The following is a 25855-nucleotide window of genomic DNA, read 5'->3' as shown; positions in this document are numbered from 1 at the left end:
CTCTCCCCTGTGGGGTGGATGACGACCGATCCACGTGAAGAGCGCCGGGCTATTCTGGGTGTGCCGCACCTCGACTGCCTGGCCCGCTGCACGGTGGGTCGGTCCGGGGTTCGAGACCCTGGCGGGGCTGCTGCAACAGCTCCGCCGGGGTCGTTTCGGTTTCATGGCTTGTCGGTGGGCGGCCCCTCCAGGTCCAGGAACTCCTGCGGGAATTCGCCCGTCTCATGGAACGACCGCCACTGCTCGACGCCCTCCAGCGAGCCGTCCCTGACCTCGGCGAGGAAGGTCCGGACCCACTCGGCCTGCGCCCTGAGCATGTGGAGCTGGTACTCGGTCTCGACGAGGAACATCCGCGGCAGCGTCTCGTACAGCTTCGCGAGCCCGCCCTGCGCGCTCGCGATCCGCACGTCGAGGTCGGCGACCCGGTCCTCCAGGAGCCGCACCACCTCGTCGGGGTGGACGACCCCGATCAGGGAGAGCGCGGTCTCGAAGATCGGGTACTCCTGGGCGGGCACGGCCAGCAGGTCGGACAGCCACTCGACGGCTTCCTCACGTCCGGCGTCGGTGATGCCGTAGAGCGTGCGCTCCGGCCGGTTCCCCTGCCGCTGCACGCCCGCCACCTCGACGAAGCCGTGCTTCTCCAGGTTCTGCACGACCGTGTAGAGCGAGCCGTAGTTGATCTTCGTACTGGTGTCCTTGCCGCGACGACGCAGCGTCTGCGCGATCTCGTACGGATGCATGGACTTCTCCATGAGCAGCACCATGACCGCGAGCGCCAGCGGGTTGCCGAGCTTGCGCCGCTTCGTCGCCATCCTCATCACCTCGTTCACGAATACTCGTAGCCGAACATATCGCGAACCTCCGGACCGGTCAATACGTGTGCACGATCCATTCGCGATGCATCGCGAATGGCCGGGAGGGCTTCGCGCCGGGTGAGGAGTTGGGCGCGGTCGCGACACGGACGCGTGACGCCGCCGAAACAGCGCGCCCCTAATTTCTGTCGCCCGACAGGAACCCTCTCCGGCCCGCCGAGGGCCCGCTGAAGGCAGGTGCGCCCACGTGACCACCCTCGCCCCCACGCACGACCCCTCGCCCCCGTCCGGCGACGACGCCTCGCTCACCGAGTTCGGCTACCGGCAGGAGCTGCACCGCAGCCTGGGCCGGTACGCGTCGTTCGCCGCGGGCTTCTCCTTCATCTCGGTCCTGACGACCGTCTTCCAGTTCTTCGCCGTCGGGTACTCCTTCGGCGGCCCGGTGTTCTTCTGGACCTGGCCGGCCGTACTCGCCGGGCAGTTGCTCGTCGCCGCCTGCTTCGCCGAACTCGCCGCCCGCTACCCGATCTCGGGCGCGATCTACCAGTGGTCGTCGCGGCTCTCCACGCCGTCCTTCGGCTGGTTCGCCGGCTGGATCATGGTCATCGGGCAGACCGTGGTGGTCGCGGCCGCCGCGCTCGCCCTGCAGATGGTGATGCCGCCGTTGTGGTCCGGCTTCCAGCTGCTCGGCGGCGACCCGTCGCCCACGTCACCCACCGGCGCGGCGAACGCGGCGGTCCTCGGCGTGCTCCTGCTGGCCCTGACGACCCTGGTGAACGTCGTCGACAACCGGGTGATGTCCCTGGTCAACCGGATCGGCGTGACCGCCGAGATCGTCGGGGCCGTGCTCATCGTCGTCCTGCTCCTGACGCACTCGGAGCGCTCCCCCGGCATCACCTTCCACACCGGCGCGGCGGGCCAGTCCGGGCTCCTGGCCGCCCTGCTGACGGGCTCGCTCACCGCCGCGTACGTCCTGATCGGCTTCGACAGCGCGGGCGAGATGAGCGAGGAGACGCACCACCCGCGGCGCACCTCGCCGCGCACGATCCTCACCGCGCTCGGCGCCGCGGGCCTGCTGGGCGGGCTGCTGGTGCTCGGCGGGATCCTCGCCGCGCCGAGCCTGACGGACGGCCGGCTCGCGTCGGACGGACTGAGCTACGTCCTGACGAGCAGCCTCGGCGACGGGGTCGGACGGGTACTCCTGGCGGACGTGGTGATCGCCGTCGCGGTGGCCACGCTCGCCATCCAGACGGCGGCCTGCCGGATGCTCTTCTCGATGGCGCGCGACGGGGTCCTGCCCGGGTCCCGCTCCCTGGCGAAGGTCAGCCCGCGCACCGGCATGCCGGCCGGCCCGGCCCTGGTGGTGGGCGCCTTCGCCGCGGCCCTGCTCCTGCTGAACTTCGCGTCGCCCGACGCCTTCCTGGCCATCGGCACGACCTGCATCGTGCTGCTGTACCTGGCGTACGCGATGGTGACGGGGCCGATGCTGCTGCGCAGGCTGCGCGGCCGGTACCGGGGCGCGGCCGCCGACGGCACCGACGAGACCGGCCGCCCGCTCTTCTCCCTGGGCCGCTGGGGCCTGCCGGTCAACGCGCTGGCACTGCTCTACGGCCTGTTCATGACGGTCAACCTGGCCTGGCCGCGGCCCGCCGTGTACGACCCGGCGGGCGGGCACTGGTACTTCCGGTGGTTCACGGCGCTGTTCCTGGCCGCGGTGCTGGCGACGGGCGCGGCGTACCGGTGGCGGCGCCGTACCCTTGCCCTCGATGAGACGCCGCAAGCCCCCGACCCCGCCCTCCCCGCTCCCCCAGCGTGACGGCGTCGACCCGGTGCGGGTCCGGCAGCCGCTCGACGGTTCGTGGGCCACCGTGCGGGACCACCTCGTGGGGCGGCTCGCCGCCGGGGACGGGGTGATCGACGCGATGATCGCCGAGGGGCGGATCCTGCGGGCCGACGGCTCCCCCGTCACCGACCGCACCCCGTACGAGCCCGGCGGCTACGTCTGGTTCCACCGGGACCTGGCGCCCGAGACGCCCGTCCCCTTCGACGTGCACGTCGTGTACCGCGACGAGCACATCGTCGTCGCGGACAAGCCGCACTTCCTGGCCACGACGCCGCGCGGCAGCCACATCGCCGAGACCGTGCTGGCCCGGCTCCGCAGGGACCTGGGGATCGCCGGACTCGGCCCCGCGCACCGGCTCGACCGGCTGACCGCGGGCCTCGTGCTGCTCGTCGTGCGGCCGGAGGAACGCGGCGCGTACCAGACCCTGTTCCGCGACCGGCTGGTGACGAAGGAGTACGAGGCCGTCGCCGCGTACGACCCGGACGTGGCGCTGCCCGTCACCGTGCGCAGCCGGATCGAGAAGGAGCGCGGGGTGCTCACCGCCCTGGAGGTGCCCGGCGGGGAACCCAATGCCGTGAGCGAGGTGCGGCTGACCGCTCACCGGGGCGGTCTGGGGCTCTACCGGCTGACCCCGCACACCGGCCGCACCCATCAGCTCCGCGTCCACATGAACAGCCTCGGGCTGCCGATCCTCGGCGATCCGCTCTATCCGCGGATCGCCGAGCCCGTCGCGTCCGACGACTTCCGCAGGCCCCTGCAACTCCTCGCGCGGACACTGGAGTTCAGGGATCCCGTGACCGGGCGCGAGCACCGCTTCGGCAGTGATCGCGCCCTGGCCGCCTGGGAGTCGTACGAGAGCTGGGATCAGTAGCCGCGCCACCAGCGCAGGAAGCGCTGCCAGGCGCCGAGGGGGCGCTGCGGTTCGGCGGCGGCCGGGACCGGCGCCGGCGCGGTGGGTGCGGGCGCCGCCGGGGCCGGCATCGGGGTCGCCGCGGGCGCGGGCGTCGAGACCTGCCACTCCTTGTGCTGCTGCGGCGGCACCGTGCTCGGCTTGGACACGACGTCCTGCTGCGCACGCGGCGAGAACGCCACCGGAAGCGCCACGAGGTGCCGCGACAGGATCGTCGAGCGCCACTTCAACTCGGCCTCGGAGACCGAGAGTTCGGCGTCCGGCAGGCGCATCAGGAACGCGTCGACGCCGATCTCGGCGATGGCACGGCTGACGTCCTGCCCCGGGCACTCGTGCGGGCCGCCGCCGAACGCGAGGTGCGAGCGGTTGCCCATCATGTGGGCGGTCGGGTCGGGGCGGACGTGCGGGTCGACGTTGCCCGGCTGGATGCCGAAGATCAGGCCGTCGCCGGCCCGGATGTGCCGGCCGCCGAGCTCCGTGTCCACCTTGGCGAAGTAGCCGACCATGGCGCTGAACGGGGGCTCGTCCCACAGCGACTGCTCGACCGCTTCGGGGACCGTCATCTGCCCGCCGTTGAGCTGGGCGCGGAACCGCGGGTCGGTGAGGACGACGCGCAGCACGTTCGCGATGAGGTTGGCCGTGCCCTCGTACGCGGCGATGAGCGCGAGCCGCAGGTGCTGGCCGACCTCGTCGTCGCTGAGCCCGGCGGGGGCGGTGACGAGGGCGCTCGTGAAGTCGTCCTCGATCGGGTCGGCCCGGCGCCGCACCGCGAGGTCCATCAGGACGCTCATGATGAACTCGTTGCTGGCGATGGCCGTCTCGGTGCCCTTGATCATGTCGCGGGCCGCCTGTACGAAGCGCTCGCTGTACGCCTCGGGCGCGCCGAGGATCTCCAGCATCACCATCATCGGCAGGTGCTCGGCGAACTCGCTGACGACGTCGCAGGTGCCGCGCTCGGAGAACCGGTTGATGATCTCCTGTGTCGACTTGTTGACGACGCGGCGCAGGGTGCGGTGCTCGATGGTCTCCATGGCGAGGTTGTTGGCCTCGCGCAGCCGGCGGTGCTCCTGGCCCTCGGTCATGGAGGAGATCGGCTGCCAGGTGAAGACGGGCGCGAGCGGGTGCGTGGGCTTGACCGTGCCGTCCTTGACGGCGGTCCACTCCCGCGAGTCGCGGTTGTACTGCGAGGTGGTGCTCACCATGTGGAGGTTCTCGGCGTGGCCGAGCACCGCCCACATCCGGACGTCGTCGTGGATCAGCACGGGGGCGACGGCGCCGTGCTCGGCGCGGAGCTTCTCGTAGACGGTCGCGAGGTCCTCGTCGGCCTCGGGTCCGTAGAGCCGGCGCAGTCCGTCCGGGCCGAGGGCGTGCGCGGGGCAGCCGGGCGGCGGCGCGGCCGCGGGGTCTGCGTACGAGTCGTGTCCGGCGGGTGACTGGGAGGGCTGGGAGGGAGGCGTCACGGTGATCGCTCCGGTCGTCGGGTCAACTGAGTTCGGGGTCAAGGATGTTCGGGGGCACGGGGGTTCCGGTGCCCTGCCCTCAGGCGTGGTGCAGTGCCATCTCGTGCAGATAGCGCATGAGGGTCATGAGGACGTCGCGGCTGGAGGCCCTGCGGCGCGCGTCGCACTCGATGATCGGGACGTGCGGGTCGAGGTCGAGCGCGTTGCGCAGTTCGTCGGCGGGGTAGCGCGGCCCGTCCGGGAAGGCGTTGTTCGCGATGACGAACGGCACGCCGCGCTCCTCCAGGCGCCCGATCACGTCGAAGCTGACTTCCAGCCTGCGGGTGTCGATCAGGACCACGGCACCGAGCGCGCCCTCGAACAGGCCGTTCCACAGGAACCAGAAGCGCTCCTGGCCTGGCGTCCCGAAGAGGTAGAGGACCAGCTCGTCGGTGATCCTGATGCGGCCGAAGTCCATGGCCACGGTGGTGGCGGTCTTGGTCTCCGAGCCGTAGTTGTCGTCGACGCCGATGCCCGCCTGCGTCATCGTCTCCTCGGTGGTCAGCGGACGGATCTCGCTGACGGAGCCGACCATGGTGGTCTTGCCGACGCCGAAGCCGCCCACGATGACGATCTTCACGGCGGACGTGACCGTCTCGGGCATCCGGTCCTCGGCCCGTGGGCCGGGGATGTGCACACTCCCGAGCACGGTGTCCGTGCTGTCAGAGCTTCTGTAGTCCATGCATCACCGCTTCGAGGAGGGAACGGTCGGCGGTCGCGCCGCGGATCACCGGGGCGCGCGCCTGGACCAGTTCGGCCGCGAGGAGTTCACCGAGCAGCACGGTGACCACGCTGAACGGCAGGTTCAGATAGGCCGAGATCTCGGCTGTGGACAGAGGTGTCCGGCACATGCGTAAGACGGCCGCCTGCTCCGGCGCGGCGGACGGCGGGGGGTCGGCGCGGGCCACGATCAGGGTGACCAGATCGAGGGGCGCCCGCTCGGCCCCGTCGGTGCCGCCGGTGATGACGTAGAGGCGCTCGGGGTCGACCGGTTTGCCGTCCTGTGCGGACCGGCGCTCGCGTTGCGGCGGCTGTTCTCGGAACGGGGGATCCGGGGGGCGCGGACTCATACGGTCTGGCCGTTGCGTCGCGGCGGGCTGGTCAGGTGCGCGCCGATCCGGATGACGAGATCGCGCATCTGGTGGCTGACGAGCCCGGCGTCGACGAACTGGTCGGCGAGGACGGCGAGGTACGCGCCCTTGCCTGCGGCCATCAGGTAGAAGAAGCCGCCGTGGACCTCGATGATGACCATGTTCATGGAGCCGTCGCTGTCCGGGATCTCGGTGGCGACGGCGGAGGCCAGCGACTGGAGTCCCGCGCAGGCGGCGGCGATCCGGTCGGCCGCGTCCGGGTCACCTCCGTAGCGGGCGATGCGCAGTCCGTCCGAGGAGAGCACCACCACCTGGTGGACGTTGGGCACGCACTCGGCGAGCTCCTTGAGCATCCAGTCGAAATTGGCCCGTTGCTGGATCACTGGCGGTCTCCCTCGTCGACCTGCTGGTTGTACGCGTCGTCATGCGGCTTCTCCGTGCCGCCGTCCGGGGCCGGGGCGTCGGGCTTGAGCCCGTTCATGAACGCCTCGACCCACAGGCCGGGTTCGGGCTGCGCCGGCTTGTCGTGCTCCGGCTCCGCGGAGGGCACGGGGCCGGTCGTCGGCGCGCCGTGGGTCTCGGGCGGCGGCATGGTGAGGTCCGGGTTGCGCGGCGTCACGATGATCTGGTCCTCGATGATCTTCGTGTCGTACTTCCTGCGGCGCTGCGGCAGCCCGTTGGCCCGCCATTCGGTGACCACAGGGACGTCGTCCTCCGCCGCGGCGACGAGCGGGGCCGAGGGGCGCGGGCCCGTGGTGGGGCGGCGCGTCTTCTTCAGGCGCGGCTCTTCCTTGATGGGTACGCCGTTGTGGTCGACGCGGGGCACGGCGGTGACGCCGATGCCGTGGGCGAGGCCGGGCGCGGGCTCGGTGCTCATCATGTCGCGCGGGACGACGAGGACGGCGCGCACGCCGCCGTAGGCGGACTGGCGCAGCGAGATCTGCATGCTGTACATGGAGCAGAGCCGGCCGACGATCGCGAGGCCGAGGCGCGGGTTCTCGCCGAGGTCGTTGAGGTCGACGCCCGCCTTGGCCTTGTCGAGCATCCGCTCGACCTTGGCCTGGGCCTCCTCGCCGAGGCTGACGCCGCCGTCCTCGATCTCGATGGCGATGCCGGTCTGCACCTCGACGGCGGTGACGTGCACGCGGGTGGTGGGCGGCGAGTAGCGGGTGGCGTTGTCGAGGAGTTCGGCGACGGCGTGGATGACGGGCTCGACGGAGACGCCCTTGATGGCGACGTCGCAGATGGCGTGCAGGTCGATGCGCGGGTATTCGAGGATGCGCGACATGGCGCCGCGCAGCACGCTGTAGAGCTTGACGGGCCGCGGCCACTGGCGGCCGGGGCGGGCGCCGCCGAGGACGGTGACGGAGTCGGCGAGGCGGCCGATCAGGGCGGTGCCGTGGTCGATCCGCAGGAGGTCGTCGAAGACCTCGGGGTTGCGGCCGTGGTCCTCCTCCATCTCGCGGAGTTCCTGGGCCTGCTTGTGCACGATGGCCTGGACGCGGCGGGCGACGGAGACGAAGGCGCGCTGCGCCGCGTCGATCTCGGAGTCGCCGCGGTCGATCTCGCGCAGGCAGAGCCGGAGCAGTTCGCGCTCGCCCTGGGTGACCTCGCGGAAGTCGGGGTCGGCGTCGCAGGTGCGGGTGACGGCGTCCTTCGGGTTGTCGCCGGTGCGCAGCCGGTACAGGGCGTGCGGGAGGACTTCCTTGGCGACGCGCATCGTGCGGTGTTCCTGGGCGGTGATGCGGGCTTCCAACTCGCTCACGTGCTGGGCGTACCGGGCGCGCAGTCCCGTGAGGATGCGGCCGCGCCGGACGGCCTCGGCCGCGACGGCGATCACGAGGAGCGTGCCGAGCGTGCCGCACAGGGCGACGGCGAGGCGGGCGGGCTGTGTGACCACGGCGACGGCCGCTCCGGTGGCGGCGGCCATGACCATGGCGGGCAGCAACAGCACGCGTGTGTAGGGGACTTCTCGGCCACCGGGAGGCGATTGAACACTCACCATGTATGCCCTCAGAACGGTCGGGTCGGGGAAGGTCGCGGTGGTTCGCCGCACTTTGTTCCGTGGATCAAAGCGAACCATCGGCGCACAGGGGAACAAGCGCCCGAATACATCTCAACTCGGTGCGCTGCGGGCGAGCTTAGTCCGACCGGATCATCGCCGAGTCATATTCAGCAAGGCCCTGAAATAACCCCGGGGACAGGAATACACTCACGCCCATTTGCACGCTCAGCGTCGAATCGCACACATGGAGTGAGGGCGTCCGCCCGTCCGTGGGAACAGGTGTGTCAGATTCCGGCGATGCGCAGCGCCGCGTCGGCCGTGGCCTCGGCGAACACCGCGACCGGCCGCTCCGGATCGGACCGGTGCACGAGGATGACGCCTTCGATCAGCCCGAACAACAGGTCGGTCCGCAGGGCGAGTTCGCCCTTGCCGAGGGTGGCTCCGACGGCGGTTCCGGCCAGCAACTGCCGGTAGGCGTCCTTGAGTTCGGCCCGTACGGCGTGGAAGCCGGCGAACCGTTCGGCACGCACCTCGGGCAGCAGGTAGAGGCCGCCGAGGTTGTGCGGGCCGCCGCACAGCAGCTCCACGTCGGAACGGCACAGTTCCCACAGCCGGTCAGCGGCGGACGCGTCGGCGTCGGCGAGCAGGGTCCGGGCCAGGGCGAGGGACGGCGTGACGGTCGACTCCAGGAGCTCGGCGAGCAGCTCCTCCTTGCCGGAGACGTAGTGGTACATGGTCGCCTGCCGCATCCCGGCCCGTTCGGCGACGGCGCGGGTGGTGGTCGCCGCGTACCCCTTGGTGGTGAACAACTCGGCCGCGGCCGCCAGGAGTTCGGCACGCGGCGCGAGCCCGCTGTCCGGCCGCTGCGCGGCCCGCGGGCGTCCGACGCGACGCGCTCCCGGAGTGCTCATGCGGCCGATCGTTGCACATCCGCTCGGACCGGCGGCGGGGTGAGGACTCGGTAACGGACGCGCAATGGCCGGGCAACGCGCCGGAAGCCGCCTCTCCCTAATTTCTGTCGGGCGACAGAAACCAGGCCCACGACGTCCAGCCGGAAGGTCCCGCCATGGCGACAGCGACCACCTACGGAGCCCGCGACCACGCCCGCGCCCAGCAGGGCACCCGCACCGAGGCGATGCCGGTGGTGCCCGCCCGCGACTGGGCCGAACCCCCGTGCGAGGCAGGCCACTTGGTGTGGGCGGAGACGGTGGCGGGCGGCGGCTACACGCACCGCGTGCTGGCCCGCGGCACCGAACTGCGCCTCACCGACCCGACGGGCACGGCCTGCGCCCACCTCCTCCTCCACGTCGACGGCCGCCCCTGGGAGCGGCTGAACGTCGCCGACACCGTGAAGGTGCAGTGGAACGCCTACCTCGGCGAGGGCAGGCTGCTCCTGTCCGACCAGGGCCGCGTCCTCGCCTCGATCGTGGCCGACACCACCGGCGGCCGGCACGACGCGCTGTGCGGCACCTCCACCCTCGTGCGCAACGAGCGGCGCTACGGCGCGGGGACGCCGGAGTCGGCGTCCCCGGCCGGACGTGAGCTGTTCAAGCTGGCGGCCGCGAAGAACGGGCTGACGCCGCGCGACCTGCCGCCGTCGCTCTCCTTCTTCCAGGGGGTCAGGATCGGCGCGGACGGCGAGGTGGAGTTCACCGGTCCGGCCGGTCCCGGCGCGAGCGTGACGCTCCGCGCCGAGCAGGACGTGACGGTGCTGCTCGCGAACGTGCCGCACCCCTGCGACCCCCAGGAGGCCTATGTGTGCGGCCCGTTGGAGGTCCTCGCCTGGCGGGCCGCGCCGACCACGGAGAAGGACCCGCTGTGGGACGCCACGCCCGAGGGCCGTCGCGCCTTCCTGAACACCGCCGACTTCCTCGCCTCCAGGGGGATCCTGTGACCACCGTCGCCGCCCGTGCCGCCTGGTCCGCCGTCGTCCGCGCCGGCCGGACGCTCACCCTCACCGACCTGAAGGGCAACCAGGCCGTGGACTTCCTGGTGTACGACGCCCTGGACACGGCCGTCCGCTACAGCGCGCCCGACACGATCCAGGCGCAGGGCGGCATCTTCCTGACCACCGGCAGCGTGCTGCTCAGCAACGAGCACACCCCGCTGATGACCGTCGTCGCCGACGAGGTGGGCCGCCACGACACGGTCGGCGGCGCCTGCTCCAAGGAGTCCAACACGCTGCGCTACGGCCACCACACCTGGTCTCAGCACGCCTGCGTCGACAACTTCCTCGCGGAGGGCGCCCGGTACGGCCTCGGCAAGCGGGACCTCGTCTCGAACGTCAACTGGTACATGAACGTGCCGGTGGAGCAGGACGGCACGCTCGGCATCGTCGACGGCCTGTCGTCGCCGGGGCTGCGCGTGACGCTGCGGGCGGAGCGCGACGTGCTCGTACTCGTCTCCAACTGCCCGCAGATCAACAACCCGTGCAACGGCTTCGAGCCCACCCCCGTCGAGCTGACCGTGGCGGGTGGGGCATGAGCTTCGACACCCTGCTCGTCGCCAACCGCGGCGAGATCGCGGTCCGCGTCATCCGTACGGCCCGCGAGCTGGGCCTGCGCACGGTCGCGGTGCACTCCGACGCGGACCGCGGCGCCCCGCACGTCCGCCTCGCCGACGAGGCCGTCAGGATCGGCCCCGCGCCCGCCAAGGAGTCGTACCTGGACGCGGAGCTGATCCTGCGGGCGGCGAAGGACACGGGGGCCGGGGCCGTCCACCCGGGCTACGGGTTCCTGTCCGAGGACGCCGCCTTCGCGCGGCGCTGCGAGGACGCGGGCATCGCGTTCGTCGGCCCGACCCCCCGCCAGCTGGAACTGTTCGGCGCGAAGCACACCGCGCGGGCCGCGGCGCAGGCCGCCGGGGTGCCCCTGGCTCCCGGCACCGGGCTGCTCGCGGACGTGACCGAAGCGCTCGCCGCGGCCGAGGCGATCGGCTACCCGGTCATGCTGAAGGCCACCGGCGGGGGCGGTGGCATCGGCATGTCGGCCTGCCGCGACGCGGCCGGACTGCGTCACGCGTGGGAGCGGGTGCAGCGGGTCGCGGCGGCGTCGTTCGCCTCTGCGGGGGTGTTCCTGGAGCGACTCGTCGAGCACGCCCGCCACGTCGAGGTGCAGGTCTTCGGCGACGGCGCGGGCCGGGTCGTGACGTTCGGCGACCGCGACTGCTCGCTGCAGCGCCGCAACCAGAAGGTGGTGGAGGAGGCCCCGGCCCCCGGCCTGCCCGCGCATGTGCGCGCCCACATCCACGCCTCCGCACGGGAGTTGTGCGCGTCGGTGGAGTACCGGTCCGCCGGGACGGTCGAGTTCGTGTACGACGCGGCGCGCGAGGATGCCTCCTTCCTGGAGGTCAACACCCGGCTCCAGGTGGAGCACCCGGTCACCGAGGAGATCTACGGGGTCGACCTCGTCGCCTGGATGCTGCGGCTGGCCCGCGGCGAGTCCGATGTCGTCCGCGACCCGGGATCCCCTCGCGGCCATGCCGTCGAGGCCCGGATCTACGCGGAGGACCCGAGCCGCGAACACCGGCCGAGCGCGGGCCTGTTGACCCGGGTGGAGTTCCCTGCGGGGGTCCGCGTGGACGGCTGGATCGAGACGGGGACCGAGGTCACCACCGCGTACGACCCGATGCTGGCGAAGGTGATCGCGTACGGCAGCGACCGGGCGCACGCCGTCGCCCGGCTCGACGAGGCCCTGGCCAGGACCCGCGTCGACGGCATCGAGACCAATCTGGGCCTGGTCAGGGCGGCGCTCGCCGAGCCGTCGTTCACCGGGGCCGCGCACTCGACGGCGACGCTCGCGCACGTCACCGACCCCACCCCGCGCATCGAGGTGGTCGCCGGCGGCACGCTCACCACCGTGCAGGACTGGCCGGGGCGGATCGGGCACTGGCAGGTCGGGGTGCCGCCGTGCGGGCCGATGGACGACCGCTCGTTCCGGCTCGGCAACCTGGCGCTCGGCAACGAGGAAGGCGCACCGGGCCTCGAATGCACCCTGCGGGGGCCGGAGTTGAGGTTCACACACGCGACGACGGTGTGCGTGACGGGAGCCCCGGCGCCGGTCACGGTCGACGGCGTGCCGGTCGCCCGGTGGGAGCCGGTGACGGTGCCCGCCGGTGGGACGCTCGCGGTGGGCGCGCCCGACGAGCACGGCCTGCGCACGTACGTCCTGTTCGGGGGCGGCGGGCTCGACGTGCCACCGTTCCTGGGCAGCGCGGCCACATTCACGCTCGGCGGCTTCGGCGGACACGGCGGCCGGGCGCTGCGCACGGGCGACGTGCTGCACGGCGGGGGCGTGGTCACGGGGACGCCGGTCGGGGCCGCCGACCGGCCCGCCTTCACCTCGGCCTGGACGGTCGCCGCCCTCGAAGGCCCGCACGCGGCACCGGAGTTCTTCACCGAGGAGGACGTCCGCGACTTCTACGCGGCCGACTGGAAGGTGCACTTCAACTCGGCCCGCACCGGCGTCCGCCTGGTCGGCCCGAAGCCGCGCTGGGCCCGCGCCGACGGCGGCGAGGCGGGCCTGCACCCCTCGAACATCCACGACACCCCGTACTCGGTCGGCGCCGTCGACTACACCGGCGACATGCCGGTGCTGCTCGGCCCCGACGGCCCCTCGCTCGGCGGCTTCGTCTGCCCGGCGACGGTCCCCACCGCCGAACGCTGGAAGCTGGGCCAGCTCCGCCCCGGCGACACGGTCCGCTTCGCCCCGGTCACGGCGGACGGTGCCGACCGCCCCGCGATCGTCGACGGCGGTGTCCTCGCCCGCGACGGCGACGTCACCTACCGCCGCAGCGGCGACGACAACCTGCTCGTCGAGTTCGGCCCGATGCAGCTCGACCTGGCGCTGCGGATGCGCGTGCACGCGCTGATGGAGGCGGTGGCGGCGGCCGCTCTGCCGGGGGTGCGCGATCTGACACCGGGCATCCGCTCGCTCCAGATCCAGACGGACCCGGCCCTGCTCTCCCAGGACCAACTCCTCCGCACTGTGCGGGAGATGGCGAGGGACCTGCCTGCGTCGGACGAGCTCACGGTGCCCTCCCGCACGGTCCACCTGCCCCTCTCCTGGGACGACCCGGCGACGCGCGAGGCCATCGCCCGCTACATGGCCGGGGTGCGGGACGACGCGCCGTGGTGCCCGTGGAACATCGAGTTCATCCGCCGGGTCAACGGCCTCGACTCGGTCGACGACGTGTACGCGACGGTCTTCGACGCGGAGTACCTGGTGCTCGGCCTCGGCGACGTCTATCTCGGCGCGCCCGTGGCGACCCCGCTCGACCCGCGCCACCGCCTGGTGACGACGAAGTACAACCCGGCCCGCACCTGGACCGCCGAGAACTCGGTCGGTATCGGCGGCGCGTACCTGTGCGTCTACGGCATGGAGGGGCCGGGCGGCTACCAGTTCGTGGGCCGCACGACGCAGGTGTGGTCGGGGTGGCAGCAGCGCGGCGCGTTCGAGCCGGGCGCCCCGTGGCTGCTGCGCTTCTTCGACCGGATCAAGTGGTATCCGGTGTCGCCGGAGGAGCTGCTCGCCCTGCGGGCGGACATCACGTCGGGGCGTTTCGTGCCGCGGATCGAGGAGGGCACCTTCTCGCTCGCCGAGTACCGCCGCTTCCTCGACGCGAACGCCGCCTCCATCGAGGAGTTCCGGGCCCGCCAGGGCGCCGCGTTCGGCGCGGAGCGCGACGCGTGGCAGGCCGCGGGCGAGTTCGCCCGCGCGGCGGCGGCGAGCGATCCGCCACCGCCCGCCGACGACCTGGTGATCCCCGAGGGCGGCACGCTGATCGAGGCCGAGTTCGCCGCGTCGGTGTGGCAGGTGAACGTGGCGGAGGGCGATGCGGTAGGACCGGGTCAGCAGTTGGTGGCCCTGGAAGCGATGAAGATGGAGTCCCCCGTGCACGCGGATACGGCGGGCCGCGTCCATCGGATTCTCACCAAGGCGGGGGCCCAGGTGGAGGCGGGCACACCGCTCCTGATCCTGACCCCCTGAGCCGCGCACGAAGTGCGCCCCTCAGGGGCGCGGGGAACTGCGCGACCAGCCACGACGAACCCGCACTCGCACACGGAGAAGGACCCCTACGGCGAGAAGAAACCCTACGGCGAGAAGGAGCCCACGTGACACGGGCCGTAACCCGAGTCCGCACCGCCTACGCCCGCATCCGGGAGGTGGACCGCCCCGAGATCTGGATCGGCCTGCGCCCCCAGGCGGAGGCCGAGGCGGAAGCCGTCGCCCTCGACGCCCGCGTCGCGGACGGTGAACGCCTCCCCCTCCACGGCACCCTGTTGGCCGTCAAGGGCAACATCGACGTCGCGGGCCTGCCCACCACCGCCGCGTGTCCCGCCTACGCGTACCGGCCGGAGGCGGACTCCCCGGCAGTGGCCCGCCTCCGCGCGGCGGGCGCGCTCGTCATCGGCTCCACGAACCTCGACCAGTTCGCCACGGGCCTGGTGGGCACCCGCTCCCCCTACGGCGCGGTGCGCAACGCCCACGACCCGGCGCGGATCAGCGGCGGCTCCAGCTCGGGCTCGGCCGTCGCCGTGGCCCTCGGCCTGGCCGACCTCGCGCTCGGCACGGACACCGCGGGCTCGGGCCGGGTACCGGCCGCGCTGAACGGCATCGTCGGCCTGAAGCCGACGTACGGCCTGGTCCCGACGGAGGGCGTGGTCCCGGCCTGCGCCTCGCTCGACTGCGTCACCGTGTTCGCCCGTACGCTCCCCGAGGCCTCGCGCGCGCTGTCCTTCATGGTGGACGCCGCTCCCCCGGCCCCGGCCCGCGCTCCCGGCCCCTGGCGGATCGCCGTCCCGCGCCCCGGTCAACTCGGCGACCTGGCACCGGGATGGGCGGCCGCGTACGAGCGGGCCGCCCAGGAACTCGCGCGGTCCGGCGCCGAGTTGACGGAGATCGACCTGACTCCGTTCACGGAGGCGGCCGCGATGCTCTACGACGGCGCGTTCGTCGCGGAGCGCTACACGGCGGTGGGCGCTTTCATCGACAAAGCGATGAACGGTTCGGGCGACGCGTCCGACGCAACCGAAGCCACCGGCTCCACCGACTCCACCGACTCCACCGACGGCACGGGCCTCGATCTCACGGTCGCGGACATCATCACGCGCGCCCGCGACATCCCCGCCCACCGGCTCTTCGCCGACCAGGCCCGCCTGGCGGCCCTCCGCACCCGGGCGCTCGATCAACTCGCCTACGTGGACGCCCTGTTGCTGCCCACCACCACCGAGCACCCCACCCTCGATGAGGTCGCCGCCGACCCGCTGGGGGTCAACGCCCGCCTGGGCCGATTCACCAACTCGACCAATCTGTTCGGGCTGTGCGCGGTCGCCGTCCCCGCGGGCACGGCGCACGGCCTCCCGTTCGGCGTGATGCTGATCGGCCACGCCCACACGGACGACCGCGTGGCCCGCGTCGCCGAGGCCCTGACCACTCCGGCCACCCGGGTCGCGGTCGTCGGCGCCCACCTCACCGGCCAGCCCCTCAACGGTCAACTCCTCGCCCTGGGCGCCGAGTTCGAGCGGACCACGACGACCGCCCCGACGTACCGTCTGCACGCCCTCGACACCCGCCCCGCCAAGCCGGGCCTGGTGCACGTCGGCGCCGCGGGCGGGGCGGCGATCGAGGCGGAGGTGTGGCGCATTCCGGCGGCGGGCCTCGGCCGGCTGCTCACCGTGCTCCCCCGCCCGATGACGCTCGGCCGGGTCACGCTCGCGGACGGCTCCGAGGTCCCCGGCTTCCTCTGCGAACCGTCCGCGCTGGCCGGCGCCGAGGACATCACGGCACACGGCGGCTGGCGCGGCTACCTCGGCCGGCCCACGCCTCCCACCGGAACCGGACCCCGTTGACGCGGAGGCCACCCTCCTGTTCCACTGAGCCCATGCGTCCTCAGCTGCGGCTGGTCACCCGCGACCACATCGACTTCGGTCGGGTGTGGTCGGCGGCGTGTTGCGCCTGACCACGTCCAGGCCCTCACCCGACCCCCTTTCGACAGCTGAAGAGGCGTATCACCATGCCCGTAGAGTTCCTCGGCATCGCCGCGACGAACGAAGGCTCCGAAGTCACCGCCCGCACCGGCCCGTCCTTCGACAAGGACTACACGCTCCGTCTCGCCCGCGCCCACGAGGAGTACGGCTGGGACCGCATCCTCTTCGCGTACGGCTCCGGCTCCCCCGACCCGTCGCCGGCCGCCGCCTACATCGCGGCCCGCACGGAGAGGATCCAGATCCTGGTGGCGCACCGGCCGAACGTCTCCTACCCGACCTTCGCCGCCAAGACCTTCGCGACGCTCGACCGGATCAGCGACGGCCGCCTCGCCGTCCACTTCATCACCGGCGGCAACGACCACGAGCAGCAGCGCGAGGGCGACTTCCTCACGAAGGACGAGCGCTACGCCCGCACCCGCGAGGCCATCCAGATCATCAAGAAGGCGTGGACGTCGCACGAGCCCTTCGACCACGAGGGCACGCACTACCGCTTCCACGACTTCGTGAGCGACACCTTCCCGGTCCAGCAGCCGCACCCGCTCGTCTCGTTCGGCGGCTCCTCCCCCGCGGCGTACGCGGCGGGCGGCGCGGAGGCGGACGTCTACTGCCTGTGGGGCGAACCGCTCGCCCAGACCGCCGAGCAGATCGAGTCCGTCAGGGCGGCGGCGAGGGCGGCGGGCCGCACGGACGTCCCCCGCATCCAGGTCGCGTTCCGCCCGATCATCGCGCCGACCGAGGAGCTGGCCTGGGAGAAGGCCCACGCCACCCTGGACCGCATCAGGGCCCGCAAGGCGGGCAGCCCGATATCACGCCGCCACCCCCTCCAGAACCCGGAGAACGCGGGCTCCCGGCGCCTCCTCGCGGCGGCGGCCCAGGGCGAACGGCACGACCGCGCCCTGTGGACGCCGACGGCGGCGGAGACGGGCGGCGCGGGCAACTCCACGGCGCTGGTCGGCACCCCGGAAACGGTGGCGCAGGCACTGCTCGACTACTACGACCTGGGCGTGGAGATCCTCTCCGCACGCGGCTACGACCTGCTCGACGACGCGATCGACTTCGGCCGCCACGTCATCCCGATCGTCCGCGAGGAGGTCGCCAAGCGGGACGCCGCCCGCACGGCCGCCTGACGGACACCCCGCACGGACGGGCACCCCGCACAGCAGAGAAGCCCCTACGGCGCGTAGGGGCTTCTCCCGGTCAGGCGGCGGCGCTCACTACTGGACGGACGAGTACGCCACGACCCCGCGCAGCACCTCGTCGACCGCCTTCCGGGCGTTCCGCGCCACCGAGGAGCCGCCGGGCGCGGCCGCGGAGATCTGCCCCAGTACGTCGATGACCTGCTTGCACCACCGCACGAAGTCCCCGGCCGGCATCTCCGCCTCCCGCAGCACCTCGTCGAGCCCCTTGCCCGAGGCCCACTGGTACACGGCCCAGGCGAATCCGAGATCGGGCTCGCGCTGCCCGACCCCCTCGGCCTGATTGATCCGGAACTCCTCCTCCAGGGCGTCGAGCCGGCCCCAGATCCGCACCATCTCACCGAGCGCGGCCTTCGCCTTGCCGGCCGGCAGCTTCGGCGCCAGCGCGTCGTCGCCGACCCGCGCCTCGAACACCAACGCCGAGACGCACGCGGCCAGTTCGGCCGGGCTCAGGCCCTCCCAGACGCCGTCCCGCAGGCACTCACTGGCGAGCAGGTCCAGCTCGCCGTACAACCGGGCGAGCCGCTTCCCGTGCTCGGTGACCTCGTCGCCCCGCAGGTAGTCCATCTCGGTCAGGAGCTTCACGATCCGGTCGAAGGTCCGCGCGATGGTGTTCGTCCGGCCCTCGATCCTGCGCTCCAGCTGCGCGGTGTCCCGGCGCAGCCGGTAGTAGCGCTCCGCCCAGCGCGCGTGGTCCTCCCGCTCCGCGCAGCCGTGGCACGGATGCGCCCGCAGCTCGGTGCGCAGCCGCGCGATCTCACGGTCGTCGGCGGCGGCCGCACGGCCCTTCTTCTGCCGGTCGGGCACGATGTGCCCGGCCTTGGTGCGCAGCGCCGACGCCAGGTCCCGGCGCGACTGCGGCGAGCGCGGATTGAACGACTTGGGGATCCGCATCCGCTCCAGCGCCTCCACGGGCACCGGGAAGTCGATCGACGCGAGCCGCTTGACCTGCCGCTCGGCGGTCAGCACCAGCGGGCGCGGGCCGTCGTGGTGCTCGAACCCGCGGTGCCCGTTCGACCGGCCCGCCGGGAGTCCCGGGTCCAGCACGAGCGCGAGCCCGGCGAACTTCCCGGTCGGCACGTGGATGACGTCGCCCGGCTTGAGCTTCTCCAGCGCGGCCGCGGCCTGGGCCCGCCGCTGGGCCGCGCCCTGCTTGGCCAGGTCCGTCTCGCGGTCCTTGAGCTCACGCCGCAGGCGCGCGTACTCCTCGAAGTCCCCGAGGTGGCAGGTCATGGACTCCTTGTAGCCCTCGAGCCCCTCCTCGTTCTTCTGGACCTGCCGCGAGATCCCGACCACCGACTTGTCGGCCTGGAACTGCGCGAACGACGTCTCCAGAAGCTCCCTCGACCGGTGCCGCCCGAACTGCTCGACGAGGTTCACCGCCATGTTGTACGAGGGCTTGAAGCTCGACTTCAGCGGGTACGTGCGCGTACCGGCCAGGCCCGCCAGGTGCTCGGGGCTGAAGCCGCGCTGCCAGAGCACCACGGCGTGGCCCTCGACGTCGATGCCGCGGCGGCCGGCCCGGCCCGTGAGCTGGGTGTACTCGCCGGGGGTGATGTCGGCGTGCTGCTCCCCGTTCCACTTCACCAGCTTTTCGAGGACCACGGATCTCGCCGGCATGTTGATGCCGAGAGCGAGCGTCTCGGTGGCGAAGACGGCCTTCACCAGACCCCGCACGAACAGCTCCTCGACGACCTCCTTGAAGGTCGGCAGCATGCCCGCGTGGTGGGCGGCGATGCCCCGCTCCAGGCCCTCCAGCCACTCGTAGTAGCCGAGGACGTGCAGGTCCTCGTCCGGGATGGACGCCGTCCGCTCCTCGACGATCTCGCGGACCTTGATCCGCGCCTCCTCGTCGTTCAGCCGCAGCCCCGCGTACAGGCACTGCTGCACCGCGGCCTCGCAGGCCGCCCGGCTGAAGATGAAGGTGATGGCGGGCAGCAGTCCCTCGTTGTCCAGCCGCTCGATGACCTCGGGGCGGCCCGGCGTCCAGATGCGGGACCGCTGGCGGCGCTCCCGCTCCCGGTCCGCCTCCCGCATGTTCCGCCCGCGCCGCCGGTCCTGGTAGGACGGGCGGCTCGCCTCCATGCGCGCCATCCGCGTCAGATCGGGGTTGACGGCCTTCTTGCTGCCCTCGCCCTCCTCGAAGAGGTCGTGCATCCGGCGGCCGGCGAGCACGTGCTGGAAGAGCGGCACGGGCCGGTGCTCGGAGACGATCACCTCGGTGTCGCCGCGCACGGTGTCGAGCCAGTCGCCGAACTCCTCCGCGTTCGACACCGTGGCCGACAGCGAGACGAGGGTGACGGACTCCTGGAGGTGGATGATCACCTCTTCCCAGACGGCGCCCCGGAAGCGGTCGGAGAGGTAGTGCACCTCGTCCATGACCACGTACCCGAGGTTGATCAGCGCCTGCGACCCGGCGTACAGCATGTTCCGCAGGACCTCGGTGGTCATCACGACCACCGGCGCGTCACTGTTCACACTGTTGTCGCCGGTGAGCAGGCCGACCTTGTCGGCGCCGTAGCGCTTGGCGAGGTCCTGGTACTTCTGGTTCGACAGCGCCTTGATGGGCGTCGTGTAGAAACACTTCTTGCCCTGCTGGAGGGCGAGGTGCACGGCGAACTCGCCGACGATCGTCTTGCCGGAGCCGGTGGGGGCGGCCACCAGAACACCCTTGCCGGCCTCGAGCGCCGTACACGCCTCGATCTGGAAGGGGTCGAGGCCGAAGTCGTACATCTCGCGGAAGTCCGCGAGCGCGGTGGCCTGCTCGGCGGCCCGCTTACGGGCTGCCGCATACCGCTCGGCCGGTGAGAGGTCCTCTGTCATCGTGCTTTCGAGCCTACCGGCCGTCACTGACATCGGACGATCATTATCCGGTAAGGCCTCCGGTGAGGACCCGCACCGCCGCCGGTACGCACTCCGCGACCAGTGGCAGCGCCCCCACCGGTTCCCCGTCCGCGTACCCGGTGATGTCCGGCGCGGCCAGCTCGACGCGCGCCGCCCGGTACACGCTCACCACCGGATGATCGAGATGGGTTCCCTTGTAGACCCGCGGGAACACGCGCAGCAGCGTCGTGCGGGAGCAGTCACCGACGACGGTCACGTCGAAGAGGCCGTCGTCCATCTCGGCGTCCGCGCAGATCCGCATGCCGCCTCCGTAGGAGGTGCCGTTCCCGACGGCGACGAGCGTGGCGGGGACCTCGCGCACGGAACCGTCGTCCAGGGTGAGCCGGAACGGCACGGGCTTGAAGGCGGCCAGCTCGGCGACGATCGCCAGGTCGTACTTGAAGCGGCCCAGCGGCAGCCACATCCGGTTGCCCCGGTCGTTGACGCGGGAGTCGAAGCCGGAGGCGAGGACGGTGCCGAACCAGTGGTCGCCGATCCGGCCCAGGTCGATGTCACGGACGAGCGAGCCCTTGAGCGCCTCGGCGACGAGGGTGCCGGCCGCCTCCGGGGCGCGTATCGGCAGTCCGAGGGAGCGCGCGAAGTCGTTCCCCGTCCCGACGGCGATCACTCCGAGCGGTGTGCGGGTGCCCGCGACGGCCTGCAGCGCGAGGTTCACCAGACCGTCCCCGCCGACGGCGACCAGCGCGCCCGTGCCCTCGGCCACGGCGGCACGCGCGCGTGCCAGGGCGTCGGGGGCGTCCACACCGATGACGGTGCGCACGGAGAATCCTGCGGCCCGCAACGCGGAAGCGGCCGGCTGCGCAGCGTGTGCGCCCCGGCCGCGTCCTGCGGTGGGATTGACGAAGAGGGTGATCTCACTGCTCACGGCCGGACCCTAACAAGTGCCCCGTCGCGAACTGGAGTTACCTCAGGTCACATCGTCGTAACCGTTGATCCTGTCGTTCTCTCCGGTGGCCTGCTCGGGCAGCGAGCGGCTCGCCGACACCGTCTCCACGTCACCGATGTCCTCGGGCGTGAGGTCGAGGTCGGAGGCCTCGTCGTCGCCGGGGCCCAGCTCGTCGATGCGCCGCTTGCGGCGGTCGTTGAGGAGCGAGAAGGCCGTGGCCGCGAAGTACAGGACCCAGATCGGGCCCGCGAGGGCCAGCATGGTCAGCGGGTCGGTGCTGGGCGTGGCCACCGCCGCGAAGACGGTGATGCCCATGATCATCCCGCGCCACCAGCCGAGCATCTTCTTGCCGCTGAGCACGCCGGTGAGATTCAGCATGACCAGCAGCAGCGGCAGCTCGAAGGAGAGGCCGAAGACGATCACCATGCGGGTGATCAGGTCGAGCAGGTCGTCGAGAGGCAGCTGGTTGTCGATGTTCGCCGGCGAGAAGTCGAGCAGCACCCGCGCCATCGTGGGCAGCGTCTTGTACGCGAAGAACGCGCCGCCGAGGAACAGCGGGACGCCGGTGGCCACGAAGGCCGTCGCGTACTTCTTCTCGTGCTTGTGCAGGCCCGGCGCGACGAAGCCCCACAACTGGTAGAGCCAGATCGGCGACGCGCCGATCACACCGGCCATGAGGGAGACCTTCAGGGCGAGCGTGAAGGGCGTGATCAGACCGTTGAGCACGATGCGGGCGCACTGCTCGTTGGCGTCCTTGTTCTCCGCCGCCTTCGCCGTCAGTTCGGCGAAGGTCTTGTCACAGCCGACCGAGTCAAGGACCGGGTTCGTGAAGAACTCGATGATGTCCTTGTAGTAGAAGGCAGCGACGATCGTGACGACGAGGATGGCCAGGACGGCCTTCCCGAGCCGGTTGCGAAGCTCACGCAGGTGCTCCGCGAGCGGCATCCGCCCCTCGGGATCCTTCTCCTCTTTGCGGGCAGACTTGAGCAACCCACGTCCTCATCTCGTGCGACAGGCCGCCGTGGCAGGGGCGGCCTTCGATCAGCTCTTGATCAGCTCTTCGTCGTGTTGGTCGGCTCGCTCACGGGGCGCGAGCTCGTCACGTCGCCCGGGGCGGCCTGGATGGTGCGCTGGGCCGGCGGCTGCTGGTCGTCCTGCTTCGGCGGGTCCGAGGGAGCCGCATCCTTGTTGCCACCCTCGCTCTTCATGGCCTTGGCCTCGCTCTTGAGGATGCGGGCCGACTTGCCGAGCGAGCGCGCCATGTCCGGGAGCTTCTTCGCGCCGAACAGGAGGAGGATGACCACGAGCAGGATGATCAACTCGGGGGCGCCGATCTTTCCACCGAACATATGCGTTTACCTTCTCACTGAGGCGGCAGGGGCGGGACTGCCGGTACCGGTCGGACTTCGGACTGTTGTCCGACCACCGTGCTGGCAGCGATCGTATCCCGTGGGGGTGAACAGGGGGCAATCCCCGTGCGTACTCCCAGTTGCGGCCCGCGCCTCACTCCCAGGCCGCGTACAGGAGCGTACCCGCCCGACCTGGGCGACCGACAGGCCACAGCGGTAAAGCGCTTTCCATCCCGTCCCGGAAAGCGTCAGACGACTTCGCCGCCGGCCTTCGCGACGCCCACCGCGGCCCGCTCGAGCTCCTCGGCCGCCTGGTTGATCTGCCGTGTGGTATCGGCTACTTGGCGCCCGAGGCGCTGGGCCTCGACGAACACCTTGATCGCAAGGACGGCCAGCACGGCGAGTCCTACGAAACCCACGGCCACCGCCAGCATCGCCCAGAACATGCGCCGAGCCTAGACGGTCTGGTGCAGGCGGAGCGTGCGTACCCCGCCACCGGTGAGGAGTTCGACGATGCGCTCGCCCGCGGGCTTGCGCACGGCGGCGTCGCACTCGGGGCAGGTGAAGGAGTAGAAGGTGGTGCGGCGGCTGCCGCCTATCGCCAACCGGATCGCGGACGCGGCGAGTTCGAAGCCGGCGCGGCAGTCCGGGCAGGCGGCCTTGAAGACGACGGGCGCCGGGACGGTCACGACGGCGGACGCATCGGAAACACCCGAAATGCCGGAGATGTCAGAGAAACCTGTGAAACCCGTGAAACCGGTCACGTCGGTGATGTCGCCCACGTCACACCTTTCATCCGTTCCTGACGGCGCGCCCAACTCCCTCACGCCGCCCCGTCGTACGCGGCCAGCGCCTCGCGTGCCGCGTCCCGCGCGCTGTCCGCGAGCTCGGCGGGCGCCACGATGTGACCGTCCCGGCCGAGCCGCAGCGCCAGCCGGCGCAGCGAGGACGGGTCGGGCGTGCGCAGGGTGATGCGCAGCCCGCCGTCCGCCAACTCCTCGGCGCTGTCGTGCGGGTAGTACTCGGCGACCCACCGGCCGCCGGGGCCGACCTCGACGACGACCTCGGGGTCCTCGGCCGCGGGCTGCACCAGACCCGCGGAGAGGTCACGCAGTTCGATCTCCGGCGGCGCCGACACCTCGTCCATGATCCGGATCTCGGCGACCCGGTCGAGCCGGAACGTGCGCCGCGCCTCGGACCTGCGGCACCACGCCTCCACATAGGTGTGGCCGACGCTGACCAGCCGGATCGGGTCGATCTCCCGCTCGGTGACCTCGTCGCGCGAGGGCGAGTAGTAGCGGATCCACAGCCGGCGCCGCTCCGAGATCGCCCGGTCCACGTCGGCGAAGACGCCGCCCTCCGACTCGAAGGTGACGGACAGCCGCGCACTCGCGCTCGCCACCTCGCCCGCGGCGGCCTCCAGCTTCGCGGTCGCCCGCAGCAGCGCGAGCCGGTCGCTCTCCCGCAGGCCCGGCAGCGTGGCCACGGCGCGCGCCGCCACCAGCAGCGCGGTCGCCTCGTCGGCGGCGATCCGCAGCGGCTCGGCCGCCTCCGCCGACAGGGCTGCCGGGTTGTGCCACCAGATCCGGTCGCCGTCGGTGTCGATGTCCAGGAGGTCCCCGCCACGGAAGCTGGTCCCGCACAGCGGCAGCACGTCCAGGTCGGAGATCAGCTCGTCCTCGGTGATGCCGAAGGCCCGGGCGACGTCACTGACGTGCGCGCCGGGGCGCTCGCGCAGGTACGTCACCAGGGACAGCATCCGCCGGGTCTGGTCGATGGCGTTGGCAGCCATGCTCGTACGTTCCCCCTCAGCCCTTGGCCACGGCGCGCAGCCGGTCCATGACGTCGGCCCGCAGCTCGGCGGGCTCCAGCACGACCACGTCGGGACCGAACTCCACGAGCCAGGCGTCGAGCCCGTGCCCGTACGGAATCTCCAACTCGTCCCAGCCGTCGCCCAGTTCGCGTACGGAACCGGCCTTGGCGCGCAGCGGGTAGCCCGCGCCCGAGCGCAGCCTGATCCGCGCGGAGCGGGTGGCGGTCTCCCCCGCCCAGCTCGCCACGGTCTCCCGCACGGTCACCACGTCCGGCACCGGCGCCTGGAACCGGCCGGCCCGCGAGCGCACCTTGCCGGTGATCCGGGAGAGCCGGAAGACCCGCTCGGCCTGCCGGTCGCGGTCCCAGCCCGCCAGGTACCAGTGGCCGCGCCAGCACTCCAGCGCCCACGGCTCGACGTGCCGCTGCTCGGGCCGGGCGGCGGTCGCCTTGCGGTAGTCGAAGACGACGGAGCGCCGGTCGCGGCAGGCGAGCATCAGCGGTTCGAAGGACGCCTCGTGCACCGGGATCCGGGGTTCAAGGGCGCCATGGGCCTCGTACGGGTCCACGTCCTCGGGCATCCCGGCCGCGCGCAGCTTCTGCAGGGCGCCGCTGGCGGCACCGGCGAGCCGGGCCTGCTGCCAGACCTTCGCGGCGAGGCCGAGGGCGGCCGCCTCCTCGGCGTCGAGCGTCACGGGCGGCAGTCGGTTGCTGTCGCGCCGGGCGAGGTAGCCGACCTCGCCGTCCAGGTTCTCGACGGTCTCGATGACCAGGCCGAGCTCACGCAGGTCGTCCTTGTCCCGCTCGAACATCCGGTTGAAGGAGTCGTCGCTGCCCGCTTCCAGATAGGCCTCGATGGAACCGCGCAGCTCTCGCTTGCTGAGCGGACGCCGGGTCCCGAGCAGACACAGCGCCAGATTCATCAGCCGCTCGGCCTTGGCAATGGCCATCGACGCCCTTTCTTCCCCGGAGGCTCCCCGCGCGCTCCCCAATGCTCCCGACGGTCGACCGTACCGCCCCGGGGTGTCGTGGCAAAAGCCAGGGGCAACCCGGGGCCGAGTCGACAGGGCGAAGGGCCCGTACCGGCTGGCACGGGCCCTTCCCTGACCGTTTGTGGTCGATGCGTGACCGGATCAGACGGCGACCAGGTCGCACACGAAGATCAGCGTCTCGCCGGGGGCGATGCGGCCGCCACCGGCGCCGCGGTCGCCGTACCCGAGGTGCGCCGGGATGGTCAGCTCGCGACGGCCGCCGACCTTCATGCCCTGGACACCCTGGTCCCAGCCCGCGATGACCTGGCCGGCACCGAGCTGGAACTCCAGCGGGTTGCCTCGGTTCCAGGAAGCGTCGAACTCCTCACCGGTGGAGAACGCGACGCCCACGTAGTGGACCTTGACGAAGTCGCCGGCCTTGGCCACGGCGCCGTCGCCCTCCCAGATCTCCTTGATCTGGAGGTCCGCCGGGGGCTCGCCGACCGGGAAGTCGACCTCGGGCTTGTCGATGCTCACGTGAATTGCTCCTGCTTGTTGGCTGTCGGGCAACCGGAACAGTCTGCCACTTC

The 25855-nt window shown here is 71.9% G+C and carries 23 protein-coding genes; 7 read left to right on the top strand and 16 right to left on the bottom strand.

What is annotated here, in order from left to right; genetic code table 11:
• Positions 1-161 precede the first annotated feature (161 nt).
• Positions 162-812, bottom strand: coding sequence for a PadR family transcriptional regulator (locus tag M4J07_RS13015; RefSeq protein ID WP_255971230.1), 651 nt, complete (start codon positions 810-812; stop codon positions 162-164).
• Between the two features lie 247 nt (positions 813-1059).
• On the opposite strand from M4J07_RS13015, the gene M4J07_RS13010 reads away from it, so the two are divergent.
• Both M4J07_RS13010 and M4J07_RS13005 read left to right on the top strand, forming a co-directional pair.
• Entirely contained in the window at positions 1060-2628 is a 1569-nt protein-coding gene (locus M4J07_RS13010; protein ID WP_255971228.1) for an amino acid permease, read from the top strand.
• Entirely contained in the window at positions 2579-3526 is a 948-nt protein-coding gene (locus M4J07_RS13005) for an RluA family pseudouridine synthase (RefSeq protein WP_255971226.1), read from the top strand. Before M4J07_RS13010 ends, M4J07_RS13005 begins: the two co-directional genes overlap by 50 nt.
• On the opposite strand, the gene M4J07_RS13000 is transcribed toward M4J07_RS13005, so the two are convergent.
• From M4J07_RS13000 to M4J07_RS12975, 6 genes are all read right to left on the bottom strand, one after another.
• A complete protein-coding gene (locus tag M4J07_RS13000; RefSeq protein ID WP_255971224.1) occupies positions 3520-5025 on the bottom strand; it encodes a cytochrome P450 in 1506 nt (501 codons plus the stop codon). The genes M4J07_RS13005 and M4J07_RS13000 overlap by 7 nt on opposite strands.
• A gap of 79 nt (positions 5026-5104) precedes the next feature.
• Positions 5105-5746 (bottom strand): GTP-binding protein, encoded by a 642-nt coding sequence (locus M4J07_RS12995; RefSeq protein ID WP_255971222.1) that lies wholly within the window; start codon positions 5744-5746, stop codon positions 5105-5107.
• The gene (locus M4J07_RS12990; protein WP_255971220.1) at positions 5727-6134 is read right to left on the bottom strand and encodes a DUF742 domain-containing protein; all 408 of its coding nucleotides are present in this window, start codon (positions 6132-6134) and stop codon (positions 5727-5729) included. The genes M4J07_RS12995 and M4J07_RS12990 overlap by 20 nt, the downstream gene beginning before the upstream one ends.
• Positions 6131-6538, bottom strand: coding sequence for a roadblock/LC7 domain-containing protein (locus tag M4J07_RS12985; RefSeq protein ID WP_255971218.1), 408 nt, complete (start codon positions 6536-6538; stop codon positions 6131-6133). Before M4J07_RS12985 ends, M4J07_RS12990 begins: the two co-directional genes overlap by 4 nt.
• Positions 6535-8160 carry an ATP-binding protein gene (locus M4J07_RS12980; RefSeq protein WP_255971216.1) on the bottom strand — a complete coding sequence of 542 codons (1626 nt, stop codon included), beginning with the start codon at positions 8158-8160 and terminating at the stop codon, positions 6535-6537. Before M4J07_RS12980 ends, M4J07_RS12985 begins: the two co-directional genes overlap by 4 nt.
• 284 nt (positions 8161-8444) lie before the next feature.
• On the bottom strand, positions 8445-9071 hold the full coding sequence (locus M4J07_RS12975; RefSeq protein ID WP_255971214.1) for a TetR/AcrR family transcriptional regulator: 627 nt from the start codon (positions 9069-9071) through the stop codon (positions 8445-8447).
• A 155-nt stretch (positions 9072-9226) separates the two neighbouring features.
• Here M4J07_RS12975 and M4J07_RS12970 point away from each other — a divergent pair, with 155 nt between their 5' ends.
• The 5 genes from M4J07_RS12970 (at position 9227) to M4J07_RS12950 (ending at position 17274) form a co-directional block, all read left to right on the top strand.
• Positions 9227-10054, top strand: coding sequence for an urea amidolyase associated protein UAAP1 (locus M4J07_RS12970; protein ID WP_255971212.1), 828 nt, complete (start codon positions 9227-9229; stop codon positions 10052-10054).
• Complete coding sequence (locus M4J07_RS12965) at positions 10051-10644, top strand: urea amidolyase associated protein UAAP2 (RefSeq protein WP_255971210.1); 594 nt, start codon at positions 10051-10053, stop codon at positions 10642-10644. Before M4J07_RS12970 ends, M4J07_RS12965 begins: the two co-directional genes overlap by 4 nt.
• Positions 10641-14147 carry a 5-oxoprolinase/urea amidolyase family protein gene (locus M4J07_RS12960; protein ID WP_255971208.1) on the top strand — a complete coding sequence of 1169 codons (3507 nt, stop codon included), beginning with the start codon at positions 10641-10643 and terminating at the stop codon, positions 14145-14147. Before M4J07_RS12965 ends, M4J07_RS12960 begins: the two co-directional genes overlap by 4 nt.
• A gap of 125 nt (positions 14148-14272) precedes the next feature.
• Entirely contained in the window at positions 14273-16009 is a 1737-nt protein-coding gene (locus M4J07_RS12955; RefSeq protein ID WP_255971206.1) for an allophanate hydrolase, read from the top strand.
• Between the two features lie 164 nt (positions 16010-16173).
• The gene (locus M4J07_RS12950; protein ID WP_255971204.1) at positions 16174-17274 is read left to right on the top strand and encodes an LLM class flavin-dependent oxidoreductase; all 1101 of its coding nucleotides are present in this window, start codon (positions 16174-16176) and stop codon (positions 17272-17274) included.
• Positions 17275-17361: 87 nt separating this feature from the next.
• Here the strand turns inward: M4J07_RS12950 and M4J07_RS12945 are convergent, their stop codons facing one another.
• From M4J07_RS12945 to M4J07_RS12905, 9 genes are all read right to left on the bottom strand, one after another.
• Positions 17362-20166 carry a DEAD/DEAH box helicase gene (locus M4J07_RS12945; protein WP_255971202.1) on the bottom strand — a complete coding sequence of 935 codons (2805 nt, stop codon included), beginning with the start codon at positions 20164-20166 and terminating at the stop codon, positions 17362-17364.
• Between the two features lie 43 nt (positions 20167-20209).
• Positions 20210-21112: a diacylglycerol kinase gene (locus M4J07_RS12940; protein WP_255971200.1), complete on the bottom strand. Its 903-nt coding sequence runs from the start codon at positions 21110-21112 to the stop codon at positions 20210-20212.
• A 42-nt stretch (positions 21113-21154) separates the two neighbouring features.
• Positions 21155-22123, bottom strand: coding sequence for a twin-arginine translocase subunit TatC (gene tatC, locus M4J07_RS12935; RefSeq protein ID WP_255971199.1), 969 nt, complete (start codon positions 22121-22123; stop codon positions 21155-21157).
• A 62-nt stretch (positions 22124-22185) separates the two neighbouring features.
• Positions 22186-22482 carry a Sec-independent protein translocase subunit TatA gene (gene tatA, locus M4J07_RS12930; protein ID WP_255971197.1) on the bottom strand — a complete coding sequence of 99 codons (297 nt, stop codon included), beginning with the start codon at positions 22480-22482 and terminating at the stop codon, positions 22186-22188.
• Positions 22483-22730: 248 nt separating this feature from the next.
• Entirely contained in the window at positions 22731-22928 is a 198-nt protein-coding gene (locus M4J07_RS12925; RefSeq protein WP_255971195.1) for a hypothetical protein, read from the bottom strand.
• Positions 22929-22937: 9 nt separating this feature from the next.
• On the bottom strand, positions 22938-23201 hold the full coding sequence (locus M4J07_RS48250) for a hypothetical protein (RefSeq protein ID WP_374215028.1): 264 nt from the start codon (positions 23199-23201) through the stop codon (positions 22938-22940).
• Between the two features lie 104 nt (positions 23202-23305).
• Positions 23306-24274, bottom strand: a complete 969-nt coding sequence (locus M4J07_RS12915; protein ID WP_255971191.1) for a helix-turn-helix transcriptional regulator — start codon at positions 24272-24274, stop codon at positions 23306-23308.
• A gap of 16 nt (positions 24275-24290) precedes the next feature.
• Positions 24291-25244: a helix-turn-helix transcriptional regulator gene (locus M4J07_RS12910; protein ID WP_255971189.1), complete on the bottom strand. Its 954-nt coding sequence runs from the start codon at positions 25242-25244 to the stop codon at positions 24291-24293.
• A gap of 183 nt (positions 25245-25427) precedes the next feature.
• Positions 25428-25802, bottom strand: a complete 375-nt coding sequence (locus M4J07_RS12905; protein ID WP_255971187.1) for an FKBP-type peptidyl-prolyl cis-trans isomerase — start codon at positions 25800-25802, stop codon at positions 25428-25430.
• Positions 25803-25855 lie beyond the last annotated feature (53 nt).

The organism is Streptomyces longispororuber, from assembly GCF_024448165.1.
Lineage (GTDB): Bacteria > Actinomycetota > Actinomycetes > Streptomycetales > Streptomycetaceae > Streptomyces > Streptomyces longispororuber_A.
Note: the sequence above shows the minus strand (reverse complement) of the source record. Positions and strands in the feature narration are given on the sequence as shown.